Annotated in this window: 13 protein-coding genes; 3 read left to right on the top strand and 10 right to left on the bottom strand. The window is 72.4% G+C overall.

Annotated features, from left to right (window positions below):
- Positions 1–62: 62 nt before the first annotated feature.
- Both dnaJ and hrcA read right to left on the bottom strand, forming a co-directional pair.
- Positions 63–1,202: a molecular chaperone DnaJ gene (dnaJ, locus tag BU52_RS18585; protein WP_037935750.1), complete on the bottom strand. Its 1,140-nt coding sequence runs from the start codon at positions 1,200–1,202 to the stop codon at positions 63–65.
- Positions 1,202–2,218, bottom strand: coding sequence for a heat-inducible transcriptional repressor HrcA (gene hrcA, locus BU52_RS18590; RefSeq protein WP_037935751.1), 1,017 nt, complete (start codon positions 2,216–2,218; stop codon positions 1,202–1,204). Before hrcA ends, dnaJ begins: the two co-directional genes overlap by 1 nt.
- A gap of 162 nt (positions 2,219–2,380) precedes the next feature.
- Here hrcA and BU52_RS18595 point away from each other — a divergent pair, with 162 nt between their 5' ends.
- The gene (locus tag BU52_RS18595) at positions 2,381–3,109 is read left to right on the top strand and encodes an MBL fold metallo-hydrolase (protein ID WP_037935753.1); all 729 of its coding nucleotides are present in this window, start codon (positions 2,381–2,383) and stop codon (positions 3,107–3,109) included.
- A gap of 34 nt (positions 3,110–3,143) precedes the next feature.
- Entirely contained in the window at positions 3,144–3,950 is an 807-nt protein-coding gene (locus tag BU52_RS18600; RefSeq protein ID WP_037935755.1) for a DUF3097 domain-containing protein, read from the top strand.
- 205 nt (positions 3,951–4,155) lie between these two features.
- On the opposite strand, the gene hemW is transcribed toward BU52_RS18600, so the two are convergent.
- The 4 genes from hemW to lepA all read right to left on the bottom strand — a co-directional run bounded on the left by hemW (position 4,156) and on the right by lepA (position 12,070).
- Complete coding sequence (gene hemW / locus BU52_RS18605; RefSeq protein ID WP_037935827.1) at positions 4,156–5,388, bottom strand: radical SAM family heme chaperone HemW; 1,233 nt, start codon at positions 5,386–5,388, stop codon at positions 4,156–4,158.
- 37 nt (positions 5,389–5,425) lie between these two features.
- Positions 5,426–7,441 (bottom strand): SpoIIE family protein phosphatase, encoded by a 2,016-nt coding sequence (locus BU52_RS18610; protein WP_037935759.1) that lies wholly within the window; start codon positions 7,439–7,441, stop codon positions 5,426–5,428.
- Between the two features lie 639 nt (positions 7,442–8,080).
- Positions 8,081–9,955, bottom strand: coding sequence for an AMP-dependent synthetase/ligase (locus BU52_RS18620; protein ID WP_037935762.1), 1,875 nt, complete (start codon positions 9,953–9,955; stop codon positions 8,081–8,083).
- A gap of 246 nt (positions 9,956–10,201) precedes the next feature.
- Complete coding sequence (gene lepA, locus BU52_RS18625; RefSeq protein ID WP_037935764.1) at positions 10,202–12,070, bottom strand: translation elongation factor 4; 1,869 nt, start codon at positions 12,068–12,070, stop codon at positions 10,202–10,204.
- A gap of 253 nt (positions 12,071–12,323) precedes the next feature.
- On the opposite strand from lepA, the gene rpsT reads away from it, so the two are divergent.
- Positions 12,324–12,590: a 30S ribosomal protein S20 gene (gene rpsT, locus BU52_RS18630; protein WP_030858234.1), complete on the top strand. Its 267-nt coding sequence runs from the start codon at positions 12,324–12,326 to the stop codon at positions 12,588–12,590.
- Positions 12,591–12,859: 269 nt separating this feature from the next.
- On the opposite strand, the gene holA is transcribed toward rpsT, so the two are convergent.
- The 4 genes from holA to BU52_RS18650 are packed head-to-tail and all read right to left on the bottom strand — an operon-like array spanning position 12,860 to position 16,474.
- A complete protein-coding gene (gene holA, locus BU52_RS18635) occupies positions 12,860–13,849 on the bottom strand; it encodes a DNA polymerase III subunit delta (protein ID WP_200881213.1) in 990 nt (329 codons plus the stop codon).
- Positions 13,850–13,902: 53 nt separating this feature from the next.
- A complete protein-coding gene (locus tag BU52_RS18640; RefSeq protein WP_037935828.1) occupies positions 13,903–14,148 on the bottom strand; it encodes a hypothetical protein in 246 nt (81 codons plus the stop codon).
- Positions 14,141–15,013: an arylamine N-acetyltransferase family protein gene (locus tag BU52_RS18645; RefSeq protein WP_051858353.1), complete on the bottom strand. Its 873-nt coding sequence runs from the start codon at positions 15,011–15,013 to the stop codon at positions 14,141–14,143. The genes BU52_RS18640 and BU52_RS18645 overlap by 8 nt, the downstream gene beginning before the upstream one ends.
- Before the next feature lie 54 nt (positions 15,014–15,067).
- Entirely contained in the window at positions 15,068–16,474 is a 1,407-nt protein-coding gene (locus BU52_RS18650; protein ID WP_037935769.1) for an MFS transporter, read from the bottom strand.
- Between the last annotated feature and the right edge of the window lie 210 nt (positions 16,475–16,684).

Below are 16,684 nucleotides of genomic sequence, written 5' to 3' on the forward strand. Positions count from 1 at the left end.
TCCGCCCTTCCCCTTGGCATAAGCCACTTTTCGGCGGTGTTCCTCGGCGCCCGCCGAACGCGTCAGCGCCCGTTGAACGCGTCCTTCAGCCGTGAGAACAGTCCCTGCTGCCCCGGCTGGAAGGTGCCCTGGGGCCTTTCCTCGCCCCTCAGCTTGGCCAGTTCGCGCAGGAGGCGTTCCTGTTCGGGGTCGAGCTTGGTCGGCGTCTGGACCTCGACGTGGACGATGAGGTCGCCCCGGCCGCCGCCGCGCAGATGCGTGACGCCCCGGCCGTGCAGCGGGATCGACTGGCCGGACTGGGTGCCGGGCCGGATGTCGACCTCCTCCATGCCGTCCAGCGTCTCCAGCGGCACCTTGGTGCCGAGGGCCGCCGCGGTCATCGGGATGGTGACCGTGCAGTGCAGGTCGTCGCCGCGCCGCTGGAAGGTCGGGTGCGGGAGTTCGTGGATCTCGACGTACAGGTCGCCGGCCGGGCCGCCGCCGGGACCGACCTCGCCCTCGCCGGCCAGCTGGATCCGGGTGCCGTTGTCGACACCGGCCGGGATCTTGACCGTGAGCGTGCGCCGGGAGCGGACCCGGCCGTCACCGGCGCACTCCGGGCACGGCGTGGGGACCACCGTGCCGAAGCCCTGGCACTGCGGGCACGGGCGGGACGTCATGACCTGGCCCAGGAAGGACCGCGTGACCTGCGAGACCTCACCACGGCCGCGGCACATGTCACAGGTCTGCGCGCTGGTGCCGGGCGCCGCGCCCTCGCCGCTGCAGGTGGTGCAGACGATCGCCGTGTCGACCTGGATGTCCTTGGTCGTGCCGAACGCGGCCTCGTCCAGCTCGATCTCGATGCGGATCATCGCGTCCTGGCCCCGCCGGGTGCGCGAGCGCGGGCCGCGCTGGGACGCCGTGCCGAAGAAGGCGTCCATGATGTCGGAGAAGTTGCCGAAGCCACCGGCCCCGAAGCCGCCCGCGCCGCCGGCGCCGCCGGACTGCGAGAGCGGGTCGCCGCCGAGGTCGTAGACCTGCTTCTTCTGCGGGTCCGACAGCACCTCGTAGGCGGCGTTGATCTCCTTGAACCGCTCCTGGGTCTTCGGATCCGGGTTGACGTCCGGGTGCAGCTCGCGGGCGAGCCGCCGGAAGGCCTTCTTGATCTCCTCCTGCGACGCGTCGCGGCGCACGCCGAGTACGGCGTAGTAGTCCGTGGCCACTACGACTCCGCCAGGATCTGTCCGACGTACCGTGCCACTGCGCGTACCGCTCCCATCGTTCCGGGGTAGTCCATGCGGGTCGGTCCGACCACGCCGAGCTTGGCGACAGCCTCGCCGCCCGAACCGTAGCCGACCGACACGACAGACGTGGAGTTGAGTCCTTCGTGGGCGTTCTCATGACCGATACGGACGGTCACGCCCGGATCCTTCGCCTCACCGAGCAGCTTGAGAAGCACGACCTGCTCCTCGAGCGCCTCCAGGACGGGCCGGATCGTGAGGGGGAAGTCATGTCCGAAGCGGGTGAGATTGGCGGTGCCGCCGATCATCAGCCGCTCCTCGTTCTCCTCGACGAGCGTCTCCAGGAGGGTGGAGAGCACCGTCGAGACCGTACCGCGGTCGTCGGCCTCGAAGGCCTCCGGGAGGTCCTCCACCAGGCTCGGCACGTCCGCGAAGCGGCGGCCCGCGACCCGGGCGTTGAGCCGCGCCCGCAGGTCCGCCAGGGACGACTCGCCGAACGGCGCCGGGCAGTCGACCATGCGCTGCTCGACCCGGCCGGTGTCCGTGATCAGCACCAGCATCAGCCGCGCGGGCGCCAGGGACAGCAGTTCCACGTGGCGCACCGTCGAACGGGTCAGCGACGGGTACTGCACGACGGCGACCTGCCGGGTGAGCTGCGCGAGCAGCCGTACGGTCCTGGCCACCACGTCGTCCAGGTCGACGGCGCCCTCGAGGAAGTTCTGGATGGCCCGCCGCTCGGGCGCGGTCATCGGCTTGACCCCGGCGAGCTTGTCGACGAACAGCCGGTAGCCCTTGTCGGTGGGGATGCGCCCGGCACTGGTGTGCGGCTGGGCGATGAAGCCCTCGTCCTCCAGGGCCGCCATGTCGTTGCGCACGGTGGCCGGGGAGACGCCGAGGTTGTGCCGCTCGGTGAGCGCCTTGGAGCCGACGGGCTCCTCGGTGCCCACGTAGTCCTGGACGATGGCGCGCAGCACCTGGAGCCTGCGTTCACTGAGCATCGCGCACACCTCCAGTAGCTTTCCGCCCGGTAACGTCTCTGGCACTCTTCGCACCCGAGTGCCAGACTTCCCCGGCCCAGTGTACGGCCGGGGGGTACGCCCCGGGCAAGGCCGGTCCCGCGCCGTCGTGCCGGGCGGCGCCGTCCCCGGTAGCGTCCCGCCATGACCGTGACTTGGGAAGAGTCGGGATGGGAACAAGTGGCGCCCGGGGTGGGGCGGTGCCGGCTGCCGGTGTGGGACTGCACGGCGGGGCTCGTGGTGGGCACCGACGCCGTGCTGCTCGTCGACGCCGGGTCCGGTCTGGGTGAGGGCGAACGGCTGCGGGCCGAGGCGCGGGCGCTCACCGGCCGCCGTGTGACGCATCTCGCGCTCACCCATCCCCACTTCGATCACCTCCTGGGGGCCGCGGCGTTCGCGGGTACGGAGGTGTTCGGCGCGGTGGGCATGGAGACGGTGCTGACGCCGCGAGGGCGTGAGGAGCTGCGTGCCGACGCGGTGCGCCACGGGCTGGACGCGCGGGCGGCTCAGGAGGCGGCGGACGCGCTGGTCCCGCCCCGGCACGCGGTGTCCGGCGAGTGGACGCTCGACCTGGGCGGCGGCCGGCAGGTGCTGCTGGCGAACGTGGGGCCCGGGCACACGGCCCACGATCTGGCGGTCCTGGTGCCCGGCGACCCGGAGGTGGTCTTCTGCGGCGACCTGGTCGAGGAGTCGGGCGAGCCGCAGGCGGGCCCCGACGCCGTACCGTCGCGGTGGCCCGCCGCACTGGACCGGCTGCTGGCGCTGGGCGGGGAGGACGCGCGGTACGTCCCCGGTCACGGGGCGGTGGTCGACGCCGCGTTCGTCCGGGCCCAACGCGAGGTCCTGGCGGAGCGTTTCGGCGTGTCGGACTGATCACGACGGGCATGATCCTCGTATCGTCGTCAGAATGCGCCAGTACTCCGCCGATCTGACCCCCTCGTGGAAGAAGCCGCAGCCGGTTCCCGAGGTCGCGGCCGAGCCCGGCCTGGTCGTGGAGGAGCCGGGCACCGGCTTCTGCGGCGCGGTGATCCGCTGCGAGGCCGGCACGGTGACCCTGGAGGACCGCTTCGGCAAGCACCGCGTGTTCCCGCTGGAGCCGCGCGGGTTCCTGCTGGAGGGGCGCGTGGTGACGCTGGTACGGCCCGCCTCCGGTCCCCGGAGGCCCACGCGTACGGCGTCCGGTTCCGTCGCCGTCCCCGGCGCGCGGGCCCGGGTCGCCCGCGCGGGGCGCATCTACGTCGAGGGCCGGCACGACGCGGAGCTGGTCGAGAAGGTGTGGGGCGACGACCTGCGCGTCGAAGGGGTCGTCGTGGAGTACCTGGAGGGCGTGGACGACCTGCCGTCGATAGTCGAGTCCTTCGGTCCCGGCCCGGACGCGCGGCTGGGGGTCCTGGTGGACCATCTGGTCCCGGGGTCGAAGGAGTGGCGGATCGCGGAGGCGGTGACGAGCGAGCACGCGCTGGTCGTGGGGCACCCCTACATCGACATCTGGGAGGCGGTGAAGCCGGCGTCCGTGGGGATCGCCGGGTGGCCCCGGGTGCCGCGGGGGCAGGACTGGAAGACGGGGGTGTGCGCCGCACTGGGGTGGCGCGTGGCGCACACGGGGGAGGCGTGGCAGCGGATCCTCGGCTCGGTGCGCTCGTACAGGGACCTGGAGCCGGAACTCCTGGGCCGCGTGGAGGAACTGATCGACTTCGTCACGGCCCCGTCGTGACAGGCGGGCTTCTTCGCCCCCGCCGCCCCTTCCCGTCCCGTCCCGGGGGCGCCGCCCCCGTAGCCCCGCTCGTCAGACGCCGGAGGGGCCGACACACCAGCCCGTCCGGCGATTGGGGACGAGGCCCGTTCAGGGCCGAAGCGCGGGGTCTGGGGGCGCGGCCCCCAGGGTCGGGACGGGAAGGGGCGGCGGGGGCGTAAGAAGGTCAGTCCACCAGGTCCCGCACCACCGCGTCCGCCAGCAGCCGCCCCCGCAGGGTGAGGGCCGCGCGGCCCGCCTCGTACGGACCCTGCTGGAGCAGCCCGTCCGTCAGGGCCCGGCGGGATGCCGCCAGCCCCTCAGGGCGGAGGAGCGACAGCGGAACGCCCTCCTCCAGCCGCAGTTCGAGCAGGATCCGCTCCACCCGCCGGTCCTCGTCCGACAGGATCTCCCGCCCCGCCCCCGGCGACCGCCCACCCGCCAGCGCCGCCGCGTACGCCCCCGGGTGCTTGACGTTCCACCAGCGCACCCCGCCCACGTGCGAGTGGGCGCCGGGACCCGCGCCCCACCAGTCGGCGCCGCGCCAGTACAGCTCGTTGTGCAGGCAGCGGGCCGCCTCCGAGGTGGCCCAGTTGGACACCTCGTACCAGTCGAGCCCCGCCGCCGACAGCATCTCCTCGGCGATCAGGTACCGGTCCGCGTGGACGTCGTCGTCCGTCATCGGCACCTCACCGCGCCGGATGCGGCGAGCGAGCTGCGTGCCCTCCTCCACGATCAGCGCGTAGGCCGACACGTGATCCGGGCCGGCCCCGAGCGCCGCGTCCAGCGACGCCCGCCAGTCGTCGTCCGACTCCCCCGGCGTGCCGTAGATCAGGTCCAGGTTGACGTGCTCGAAGCCCGCCGCCCGCGCCTCGGCGACGCAACGCTCGGGGCGCCCGGGGGTGTGTGTGCGGTCCAGCACGTCCAGCACGTGCCGCCGGGCGCTCTGCATGCCGAACGACACCCGGTTGAAGCCGCCCTCGCGCAGCGCCGCCAGGTACGCCGGGCCGACCGACTCGGGATTCGCCTCCGTCGTCACCTCGGCGTCCGCCGCCAGCCCGAACTCCTCCCGTACCGCCCCCAGCATCCGTACGAGGTCGTCGGCCGCCAGCAGCGTCGGCGTGCCCCCTCCGACGAACACCGTGCGGACCGGCCGCGGATCGTCCCCCAGCACCTTGCGGGCCAGGCGGATCTCGTCGATCAGGGTCTCGGCGTAGTTGTCGCGGGAGGCCAGCACTCCGCCGGTGCCGCGCAGCTCGGTCGCGGTGTAGGTGTTGAAGTCGCAGTAGCCGCAGCGGGTCGCGCAGTACGGGACGTGCAGGTAGAAGCCGAGGGGGCGGTCGGCGGCCCCGGCGAGCGCGGAGGCGGGCAGCGCGCCGTCGGCGGGGACGGGCTCGCCGTCGGGGAGTGCGGAAGGCATGTGCTCCATTGTCCCGCACCCGGCAGCGCTCCCCGCCTCACTCCGCCTGGAGCACCAGCAGCGCGAGGTCGTCGGCCGGCGGCCGGGCCCCGAACTCGTGCACGAGCTGGGTGATCCGTTCCGCTATCGGCTCGGCGTCCATCCCGGCGCACCCCGCGAGCGCCGCCGCGAGGCCGTCCCCGTCGTCGAACTGGCGGGAACCGGAGCGCCGCTCGGTGACCCCGTCGGTGACGCACAGCAGGGTGTCGCCGGAGTACATCTCGAAGGTCTCACTGGTGTACGCGGCGTCCTCGACCACCCCGAGCAGCGTCTGCGGCTGGGCGACGGCGCGGACGGAGCCCTCGAGGTCGAGCAGCAGGGGCAGGGGGTGTCCCGCGGAGGCGAGGGTGCAGTGGACTCCGCCGGGGAACGGGACGAGTTCGCCGTAGAGGAGGGAGAGGAAGCGGGTCTGGGGACCGTCGCCGGGGACGGCGGGGCGGGCCCCGGCGGCCACCAGCGCGCGGGCGGCGGCGTCGGCCGCCTCGGTCGCGTCGTCGAGGAGGAGCTGGTTGAGGCGGTCGAGGACGTCGGCGACGCGGTACCCCTCGCGGGCGAGCAGCCGCAGCCAGGGCCGTACCAGTCCGATCACGACGGCCGCCTCGGGACCCTTGCCCTGGACGTCGCCGACGGCGAAGCACCAGCGGCCGTGGCCGGCCGGGAAGAGGTCGTAGAAGTCGCCGCTCGGTCCGCCCTTGTCGCAGGGTTCGTAGACGAGGGCGCTGCGCACCCCGGGGATCTCGGCGACGGCGCCGGGCAGCAGTCCGCGCTGGAGCACGGCGCTGATCGTGGCCTGCCGGGAGTACTGCCGGGCGGCGCCGATGGCGAGGGCGACCCGCCGGCCGAGGTCCTCCACGAGACCGGTGATCTCGTCGGGGAACCGGTCGATCCCACCCCGTCCGATCACCAGTGTCCCGAGCGGCCGCCCGCCGGCGACGAGCCGGTAGGCGAGGGCGGTGCCGCAGGCGCCGTCGGCCGGCACGTCGAGCGCCCCGTCCGGGCACCGGTAGGGGACGGGCCCCGGGCTCAGCGGGTCCCCGGGGTGGGGCGGGTTCTGTTCGAGGACCCGGCTCAGGTCCTCGATGCGGTTCTCGCTGGCGTGCCACACGCGGGCGAGGCGGGGGCCGCCGGCCGCCCGTGTGCCGTCGCTCCAGCCGCCGTGGCCGGTGGTCTCGTCCTCCAGCCACACCGCGCACCAGTCGGCCAGCCGCGGCACGATGAGCTGTCCGGTGAGCGAGGCGACCAGGTCCTCGTCCAGTTGCCCGGCGAGCAGGTCGGAGGCCTCGGCGAGGAAGGAGAGGGCGCCCCGCCCCAGCCAGGTGCCGTCGCGCCCGTGGCGGCGGGCGAGCCAGTCGTCGCCGTACGAGCCCCCGCGCCAGGTCTCCCGGGCGGCCCCGGGCGGCTCCCGGTGACCAGGCGCGTTCCGGGCGGCGAGCGGGTCCAGCGGGTCCGGGGCGAGGATCTCCGCCATCCTGAGGTCGTGCGCCGACGAGCGCTCCCCCGCGTACGCCTCGGCCTGCTCGCCCGCCCGGTGCTCCCCGGCGGAGAACCGGGCCCACACGGTCTTCGTGCCCGGGCGGTAGGTGATCCCCCAGGACTCCGAGAGCGCCGCGACGAGGCGCAGACCCCGCCCGTACTCGGGGATGTCGTGCGCCGGCGGCGTCTCTGGTCCGCCGCCGCGCGGTGCGCGGGACGGGTGCCGGTCGGCGACCTCGACGACGAGCGCCCCCGTGTCCTCCTCCAGCCGGCAGGCCAGGCGCACCTCGGTGCCGGCGTGCACGACGGCGTTGGTGACGAGTTCGCTGGCGACGAGCGCGGCGTCGTCGCCGACGCGGCCCGTGAGGTGCTCGGCGCCGGGCAGTGCGAGCTGCGTCCACTCGGTGAGCGCCTTGCGCAGCAGGGCCCGCGCGGAACCGGGTGCGAGGGGGCTTCCGGACAGGGTCGCTTCCACCCGCGTGCACCCCGGCGCGTCGGAGGCGCACAGGGCGGTCTCGCGCTGAGTCGGAATGGCCCGCATGGGCGGCTCCCCGGGCAGTTCGTACGAAGAGAACTCGATCGCTGCCGACAGGGTGACAGAAAGGACCGGCCCATAAGCGGGGAGTCACCGAACTGGACCGCCAAGGGTGAAAAGAGTGCTCCGCAAGTGTGCAGGTACGAAGGGAAACCCGACCCGTTCCGAACATTCCCGAAGCCGCGTTGCCGGGCTGGTGCCAGCGGGCCCACTTCGCCGGACCGCCGAGCCGATCGGGCTGCGCCGGCTCGGCAGGAACCGCTCGCCGATGTCACGCCGGAACGACGAGAAGAGCGGTCCGGTCTCCGCCCGCCCGTCCGCGGCGACGGCGTCGTCGTAGGTGTACGGCCGGCGGAGGATGCGCCGCGGGTCCTGACCCACGTGGCCCCGCCGTAGGGGGGCGTGCTCGGAGATGGCCGGGAAGCCGAGGTCGTCCGTGGTGCCGACGTCGCGCGGGTCCTTCTTCGCGGTGAGCCCCGCGTCGGTCCGGACGATCCCCGAGAGGACGTCGCCGTCCAGGTCCGGGTTGGCGGTGCCGTCGGGCCGGCCCATGAGGTTGCGCCGGGTGACGCCTTCGCCCTCGACGCCGCGGGCGGGGCGGGGAGGATCCCGCCCCGCTCGCGCGTCACGTCACGTCAGTGACGGTCAGGCCTCGCGGGTGCCCTCGTACATCTCCTCGATGAGGTTCTTGTACTCGCGCTCCACCACAGGGCGCTTCAGCTTCAGGCTCGGGGTGATCTCGCCGTGCTCGACGTCGAGGTCGCGCGGCAGGAGGCGGAACTTCTTGATGGTCTGCCAGCGCTGGAGACCCTCGTTGAGCTGCTTGACGTAGCCGTCGACCATCTCGACCGTGACGGGCGCGGCGACGATCTCGGCGTACGGCTTGCCCTCCATGCCGTTCTCGGCGGCCCAGGCCGTGATGGCCGCCTCGTCGAGGGCGATGAGGGCGGTGCAGTAGTTCCGGTCGGCTCCGTGCACCAGGATGTTGGAGACGTACGGGCAGACCGCCTTGAACTGGCCCTCGACCTCGGCGGGCGCGATGTACTTGCCGCCGGACGTCTTGATGAGGTCCTTCTTGCGGTCGGTGATGCGCAGGTAGCCGTCGGCGGACAGCTCGCCGATGTCGCCGGTGTGGAACCAGCCGTCCGCCTCCAGGACCTCCGCGGTCTTGTCGGGCAGGTTGTGGTAGCCCTGCATGATGCCGGGGCCGCGCAGGAGGATCTCGCCGTCGTCGGCGATGCGCACCTCGGTGCCGGGCAGCGGCTTGCCGACGGTGCCGGTGCGGTAGGCCTCGCCGGGGTTGACGAAGGAGGCGGCGGAGGACTCGGTGAGGCCGTAGCCCTCCAGGATGTGGATGCCGGCGCCGGAGAAGAAGTAGCCGATCTCGGGTGCGAGGGCCGCCGAGCCGGAGACACAGGCGCGGAGGTTGCCGCCGAAGGCCTCGCGGATCTTGGCGTAGACGAGCTTGTCGGCGACGGCGTGCCTGCTGCGCAGGCCGAAGGGGGCGCTCGCGGTGCCGGTGCGGCGGAAGTTGTCCTGGGTGACCTTGGCGTACTCGCGGGCGACCCCGGCCGCCCACTGGAAGATCTTGTACTTGGCGCCTCCGCCGGCCTTCGCCTTGGCGGCGACGCCGTTGTAGACCTTCTCGAAGATGCGGGGCACGGCCGCCATGTACGTCGGCCGGACCACCGGCAGGTTCTCGATGATCTTGTCCACGCGGCCGTCGACGGCGGTGACGTGGCCGACCTCGATCTGGCCGGAGGTGAGCACCTTGCCGAAGACGTGGGCGAGCGGCAGCCACAGGTACTGCACGTCGTCCTTGTTGCAGAGGCCGGTCGCGGCGATGGCCTTGGCCATGTACGACCAGCAGTCGTGCGGCAGGCGCACGCCCTTCGGGCGGCCGGTGGTGCCGGAGGTGTAGATCAGGGTGGCGAGCTGGTCCTTGGTGATCGCGGCGACCCGCTCCTTGATCAGCTCCGGCTCCTTCTGGAGCCGGCCGGCGCCGCGCTTCTCCAGGTCGGTGAGCGTGATCACGAAGTCGTCGGTCTCAACGCCGGCCGGGTCGATGACGACGACGCGGGTGAGCTCGGGCAGCTCGGCGCGCTTCGCCACCGCCTTGGCCGCCTGCTCGGCGTTCTCCGCGATGATCACCCGGCTCTGGGAGTCGGACAGGATGTAGGCGGACTCGTCGGCGTTGGTCTGCGGGTAGATCGTGGTGGTGGCGGCGCCCGCGCAGAGGATGCCCAGGTCGGCGAGGATCCACTCGACGCGCGTCGCGCACGCCAGCGCCACCCGCTCCTCCGGCTGCACGCCCAGCTCGATCAGGCCGGCCGCGATGGCGTGGACCCGCTCGGCGGTGCCGGCCCAGGTGAGGGACTTCCAGTCGTCCGGACCCTCGCCGGAGGCCGGTGGGACGGGGAAGCGGTAGGCCTCGGCGTCCGGTGTGGCCGCCACACGCTCCAGGAAGAGGGCCGCCACGGTCGGCGGTCGGTTCTCGATCAGTGTCTGTGTGTCGCTCACGACATCCTCCGGGGCCCGCGACGGCGCGGCCGGCTCAGTGCGGCTGGGGTTTCCTCGCGTCGTTGTTTAACTCGCGAGTAACTATCGAGCACGGACAGAGTAAAGGCCGACCGCTCACGGCGTAAGGGGCCACGGCCTGTTACTTCGTACAGAGAGCTACCCGCCCGACGCGCGGGGCCCGCCGCACTCGCGTGCGACGGGCCCCGGTTACGCCCGGTTTGCGGAGTGACCCGCGGTAACCACCCGCTACTTCTTGCCCTTGCCGGATCCCGCGCTGTCGTCGCTGGAGAGGACGGCGATGAAGGCCTCCTGCGGCACCTCCACGGAGCCCACCATCTTCATCCGCTTCTTGCCTTCCTTCTGCTTCTCCAGCAGCTTCCGCTTGCGGGAGATGTCACCGCCGTAGCACTTGGCGAGGACGTCCTTGCGGATGGCGCGGATGGTCTCGCGGGCGATGACCCGCGAGCCGATGGCCGCCTGCACCGGCACCTCGAAGGCCTGCCGTGGGATCAGCTCCTTGAGCTTGGCGACGAGCCGCACGCCGTACGCGTACGCCTGGTCCTTGTGGGTGATCGCGGAGAACGCGTCCACCTTGTCGCCGTGCAGCAGGATGTCGACCTTGACCAGGCTGGAGGTCTGCTCGCCGGTGGGCTCGTAGTCGAGGGAGGCGTAGCCGCGGGTCTTGGACTTCAGCTGGTCGAAGAAGTCGAAGACGATCTCGGCGAGCGGGAGGGTGTAGCGGATCTCCACCCGGTCCTCGGAGAGGTAGTCCATGCCGAGCAGGACACCGCGCCGGGTCTGGCACAGCTCCATGATCGAGCCGATGAACTCGCTGGGCGCCAGGATGGTGGCGCGCACGACCGGCTCGTACACCTCGCCGATCTTGCCCTCGGGGAACTCGCTCGGGTTGGTGACGATGTGCTCGCTGCCGTCCTCCATGACCACGCGGTAGACCACGTTCGGCGCGGTGGCGATCAGGTCGAGGCCGAACTCGCGCTCGAGGCGCTCGCGGATCACGTCCAGGTGCAGCAGGCCGAGGAAGCCGACGCGGAAACCGAAGCCGAGCGCGGCGGAGGTCTCCGGCTCGTACACCAGGGCGGCGTCGTTGAGCTGGAGCTTGTCCAGGGCCTCGCGCAGCTCCGGGTAGTCGGAGCCGTCCAGCGGGTACAGGCCCGAGAACACCATGGGCTTGGGGTCCTTGTAACCGCCGAGCGCCTCCTGGGCGCCCTTGTGCTGGCTGGTGACGGTGTCACCGACCTTCGACTGGCGGACGTCCTTCACACCGGTGATCAGGTAGCCCACCTCGCCGACGCCGAGGCCGTCGGCGGGCAGCATCTCCGGCGAGTTGGTGCCGATCTCCAGCAGTTCGTGGGTGGCGCCGGTGGACATCATCCGGATGCGCTCGCGCTTGTTGAGCTGGCCGTCGATGACACGGACGTACGTGACGACACCGCGGTAGGAGTCATAGACCGAGTCGAAGATCATCGCGCGGGCGGGGGCGTCCTTGACGCCGACCGGGGCGGGGACGTCGGCGACCACCCGGTCCAGCAGCGCCTCGACGCCGAGTCCGGTCTTCGCCGAGACCTTCAGCACGTCGTCGGGGTCGCAGCCGACCAGGTTGGCGAGCTCCTCGGCGAACTTCTCGGGCTGCGCGGCCGGCAGGTCGATCTTGTTGAGCACCGGGATGATCGTGAGGTCGTTCTCCATCGCCAGGTAGAGGTTGGCGAGGGTCTGGGCCTCGATGCCCTGGGCGGCGTCGACGAGGAGGACGGTCCCCTCGCAGGCGGCGAGCGAGCGGGAGACCTCGTAGGTGAAGTCGACGTGCCCCGGGGTGTCGATCATGTTGAGGATGTGCGTGTCGCCCTTGTCGTGGGTCGGGGCCCACGGCAACCGCACCGCCTGACTCTTGATCGTGATGCCGCGCTCGCGCTCGATGTCCATGCGGTCGAGGTACTGAGCGCGCATCTGCCGCTGCTCGACCACACCGGTCAGCTGGAGCATCCGGTCGGCGAGCGTGGACTTGCCGTGGTCGATGTGCGCGATGATGCAGAAATTGCGGATCAGCGCCGGGTCGGTACGGCTCGGCTCGGGCACATGGCTGGGGATCGCGGGCACGCAGGGTCCTGATTCTTGAGGCGTCCGCATACGTGTGCTTGTGCGTCTGCGGTCTCGGGTCGGATCGATACGTAGCCTCCATGGTCCCACGGGTGGCGACCGGGGACGGGTTTGGGCCACTGAATGGGCCGCTGGTAGTGTGGGGGGCTGTGTCTCATGCCCTCTCAGCGCGAGGCACACCCCAAGAAATCACCCGGCGCGGGTTCCGTGCGGCACCGTACGGCCCCGGGCCAGAACCTGTAGAGGCTCATTCGTGGCGAACATCAAGTCCCAGATCAAGCGGAACAAGACCAACGAGAAGGCCCGGCTGCGCAACAAGGCCGTCAAGTCCTCTCTGAAGACCGCGATCCGCAAGGCCCGCGAGGCCGCCGCCGCGGGTGACGTCGAGAAGGCCACCGAGTACCAGCGCGCTGCCGCGCGTCAGCTCGACAAGGCCGTATCCAAGGGCGTCATCCACAAGAACCAGGCCGCCAACAAGAAGTCGGCGCTGGCTCAGAAGGTCGCGGCCGTCAAGGGCTGACACCCTGTGATCTGACCGCCGGCGGGACCCCGGGCGGGCCCTCTCTCATCCGCCCCCGGCCGGCACCCCGAACTCGTACGCGGCCTGCGTTCGCCACGCGGGTACGAGTTCACACTCTTCATCCGAAGGCCCCGCCGCCACCCTTCCCCGGGGTGGCGGGCGGGGTCTTCGGCCTTTGCCTCACGCCCAGGAGTCGTTGGCCTCGTCGAGGTCCTCGGCGCACTCGTCCACGTCGGCGATCCCGTCCCGACCATCCGGACGACCTGGCCCTACGCCCGTCCCCTCGACCGCGCCGCACGCGCGATGGTGACGACCGCCTTCTCCAGCGCGTACTCCGGGTCGTCCCCGCCGCCCTTCACTCCCGCGTCGGCCTCGGCGACCGCGCGCAGCGCCACGGCCACGCCGTCCGGGGTCCAGCCGCGCATCTGCTGCCGCACGCGGTCGATCTTCCACGGCGGCATGCCCAGCTCGCGGGCCAGATCGGCGGGTCTGCCGCCGCGCGCCGACGACAGCTTGCCGATCGCCCTGACGCCCTGGGCCAGCGCGCTGGTGATCAGCACCGGGGCCACGCCGGTCGACAGCGACCAGCGCAGGGCTTCGAGGGCCTCCGCCGCGCGTCCTTCGACCGCACGGTCGGCGACCGTGAAGCTCGACGCCTCGGCCCGCCCGGTGTAGTAGCGGCCGACGACCGCCTCGTCGATGGTGCCCTCGACGTCCGCGACCAGCTGGGAGACGGCCGACGCCAGCTCGCGCAGGTCGCTGCCGACGGCGTCGACCAGCGCCTGGCACGCCTCCGGTGCGGCGGACCTGCCGGCGGCCCGGAACTCGCCCCGCACGAAGGCCAGCCGGTCCGCCGGCTTGGTCATCTTCGGGCAGGCCACCTCCCGGGCACCCGCCTTGCGCGCCGCGTCGAGCAGGCCCTTGCCCTTGGCGCCGCCCGCGTGCAGCAGCACGAGCGTGATCTCCTCGGCGGGTGCCCCGAGGTACGCCTTCACGTCCTTGACGGTGTCGGCCGACAGGTCCTGCGCGTTGCGCACGACCACGACCTTGCGCTCCGCGAAGAGCGAGGGGCTGGTCAGCTCGGCGAGGGTGCCGGGCTGGAGCTGGTCGGGGGTCAGGTCGCGTACGTCCGTGTCGGCGTCGGCGGCCTTGGCGGCGGCCACCACTTCCTGCACGGCGCGGTCGAGCAGCAGCTCCTCCTGGCCCACGGCGAGCGTCAGGGGGGCGAGGGGGTCGTCGGATCCGGTCTTCCTGGCCATCGCGACAAGCATCCCACGGGCCACTGACAACGCCGCCCGCCGCCGGGCGCCCCCTACGGTTCCTCCCGCCACCCCTCCCACCCGGCCACGAACTCGTTCAGCTCTGCGGGGTCCAGCCGCCGCGCCTCGTCGCGCAGGACGACGAGCCACTGGGCGTCCTCCGCGTCGTCCTCACCGGCGAGCGCGTCCCGCACCAGCCGGGGCTCCTCGTCCACACCGAACCGTTCCCCGAGGACCTCGGCCACCTCTTCCGCGGCCTCGCGGTCGGGCAGCACCAGCACATGTCGCACATCACTCACACGGGCCATTGTCCGGCACCGGGGCCAGCCGCTCCCGTCCGGTCTCCCGCACCGTCGGCACCGTGTCCAGCGCGATCCCGAACCGGTCCCGGTAGAGCGCCAGCACCTCCTCGTCCGTCCCGGTCTCCCGCTCCCGCCGCGTCCCGTCCGGCGCGGTGACGGTGAACCGCCGGCCGCTGAGCGTGATGCGTCCCCCGTCCCCGGTGATCCGGGAGCACACGAGCGACCGGGTGAAGTGGGAGGCCGGCGAACTGCTGTGCCACCAGGCCCCGGCCGTGAAGTCGCCGAGCGCCCTCGGCCGCACCTCCAGGCGGTACACCGGCCGTCCGTCCCGGAAGACGTCCAGATCCGCCGCCTCCACCGTGTCGTGCCCGCCACGCACCCCGGCGGCGTCCTCCCCCGCCTCGACGATCCGGAACGTACCCCCGGGATCCTCCTGCTCCCCCCGCTCCCCGAAGGCCAGCGGCAGATGGCAGTGCGCGCCGAAACCGACGTCGGCCAGCCGGTCGCCCCCGTCCACCGTCCGTACGCGCAGCGCGAGATGGTCGTACGGGATGCCGAGCCGGCCCCCGTCCCCGTACACCCGCGCGGCGAGCAGGGTGACGTCGTAGCCGAGCGCGGCGAGCAACGCCCCGAACGCGCCGTTCAGTTCGTAGCAGAACCCGCCCCGCCGCGCCTCCACCACCTTCTCCAGCAACCGCTTCTCGTCCAGCACGATCTCCTCGCCGAGATGGACGGACAGGTTCTCGAACGGCACGGTCTCCAGATGCCGCAGGTGCAGCTCGCGCAGCGCGTCCACGGTGGGCCATGCGGGCTGTTCGACACCCAGCCGGCGCAGGTAGGCGTCGATCGCCGCGGGGTTCATGCGGTCAGTCATGTCCTCAGTGTGGCGCCACCCCGCGCTCGCCGCCCCCTGTTCTCAGCACCGGTCGCCGTCCGCGGCGCGGGCGGTGCCCGGAAGCCGGCGTCCCAGGCGGGCGAGCGGGGACACCGCCATGACCACGGGGGACAGCATCATGCCCGCGGCCGTCACGAGGAGGCCGGTGCGCAGCCCCCACTCCTCCGCCAGGAAGCCGCCTGCCAGCGAACCGAGTGGGGTCATCCCCATGCCGACGAACGTGATCGTCGCGGCCGCGCGGCCCTGCATCCCGTCCGGAGTGACGGCCTGCCGGACGGCCATGACCGTGACGTTCACCAACTGGCCGCCGCAGCCGAAGACGAACCCGACGGCGAGCAGCGCGGGAACCGTCACCGCGGACGAGCCGTCCAGCGCGGGCACACACAGGAACGCGCCGTCGCCGACTGCCGCCGCGCACACGAGCACCGGGCCGTGCCCGAACCGGCCCGGCAGCCGGGCGGCCAGCAGTGAGCCGAGGAGCGCGCCCGGTCCCGCCGCCGTGAGCGCCAGCCCGACGACGGTGCCGGGCAGGAGCAGCTCCCGTGGCAGGAAGAGCAGATAGACGGTCATCACGGCGGCGAAGAAGAACTGGAAGGCGGCCGAGGCCAGACACACCGCCCGCAGCGCGCCGTCGCCGGCGACGAAGCGCAGGCCGTCGTGGATCCGCCGCCAGACGCGAGGGGCGGGTTCCGGGCGCTCGGGGACGGCCGCGTTCCTGCGGATCCTCGACATCACTCCGGTCCTGCATCTCTTCGGAAGCGCTCCGGTCCGGCGGATCCCGGGAATCGCCTCCGTCCGGCGGATCCGCCGGATCGACAGGAACGACAGCGCGAAGAACAGCGCGCCCGCGGCGGCGGCGACCGGCGCCGACAGCAGGGACACCAGCGCGCCGCCGAGAGCGGGGCCGCCGATCTGGGCCGCGGACCGGCTGCCCTCGAGCGCGCTGTTGCCCCGCACCAGTTGGTCGCGTTCCACCAGTCGCACGAGAGACGCCTGATAGGCCACGTCGAAGAACACGGACAGGGCTCCGACGGCGAAGGCGAGTATCAGCAGGGCGGGAAGGCCGAGCAGGCCGAAGAGACCGGCGACGGCGGCGGCGCCCAGGGCCAGGGCCCGGCCGGCATCGGTGAGCACCATCGTGGTGCGGGTCCGCCACCGATCCACCCACGCGCCGGCGAAGAGCGAGAGCAAAAGGATCGGTGCCTGCCCCACCGCGCGCAGGACACCGAGCTGTCCGGCGTCGGCGTGGAGGGTCAGGACGGCGAGGAGCGGCAGCACCACCAGCGTCGTGTGCTCACCGAGTTGGGAGGCCGTCTGACCGGTCCACAGCCTGCGGAAGTCGGAGTTGCGCCAGAGGCTCGGCGGGCCGGCCCGACGGGAGTCGGACACGGCGGGGGAAGGGGAGGAAGCGGAGGAGGCGGACGGCACGGGGATCCCTCGGGTTGCCGGCGACGAGGCCCGCCACCGGTCGCACGAAAGGTGCGCCGACGGTCCGGGCAGGGAAAGGCTCGCTGTGCCGCATCATCAAGGGCAGCACGCGATGACGGGCCGGTCACGGCCCAACGTCAACGCGCGCTCGGAGAACCGGGCATGCCTCAGCTCCTCGTGGGTGAATCGCCGCGCCGAGCCTAACCCCCG

Source organism: Streptomyces toyocaensis (genome assembly GCF_000725125.1).
Lineage (GTDB): Bacteria > Actinomycetota > Actinomycetes > Streptomycetales > Streptomycetaceae > Streptomyces > Streptomyces toyocaensis.

Coding starts and splice junctions, on each gene's coding strand:
- hrcA (WP_037935751.1), bottom strand. CDS start 2,218: ATGCTCAGTGAACGCAGGCTCCAGGTGCTGCGCGCCATCGTCCAGGAC.
- BU52_RS18595 (WP_037935753.1), top strand. CDS start 2,381: ATGACCGTGACTTGGGAAGAGTCGGGATGGGAACAAGTGGCGCCCGGG.
- BU52_RS18600 (WP_037935755.1), top strand. CDS start 3,144: ATGCGCCAGTACTCCGCCGATCTGACCCCCTCGTGGAAGAAGCCGCAG.
- hemW (WP_037935827.1), bottom strand. CDS start 5,388: ATGCCTTCCGCACTCCCCGACGGCGAGCCCGTCCCCGCCGACGGCGCG.
- BU52_RS18610 (WP_037935759.1), bottom strand. CDS start 7,441: ATGCGGGCCATTCCGACTCAGCGCGAGACCGCCCTGTGCGCCTCCGAC.
- holA (WP_200881213.1), bottom strand. CDS start 13,849: ATGGCCAGGAAGACCGGATCCGACGACCCCCTCGCCCCCCTGACGCTC.
- BU52_RS18645 (WP_051858353.1), bottom strand. CDS start 15,013: ATGAACCCCGCGGCGATCGACGCCTACCTGCGCCGGCTGGGTGTCGAA.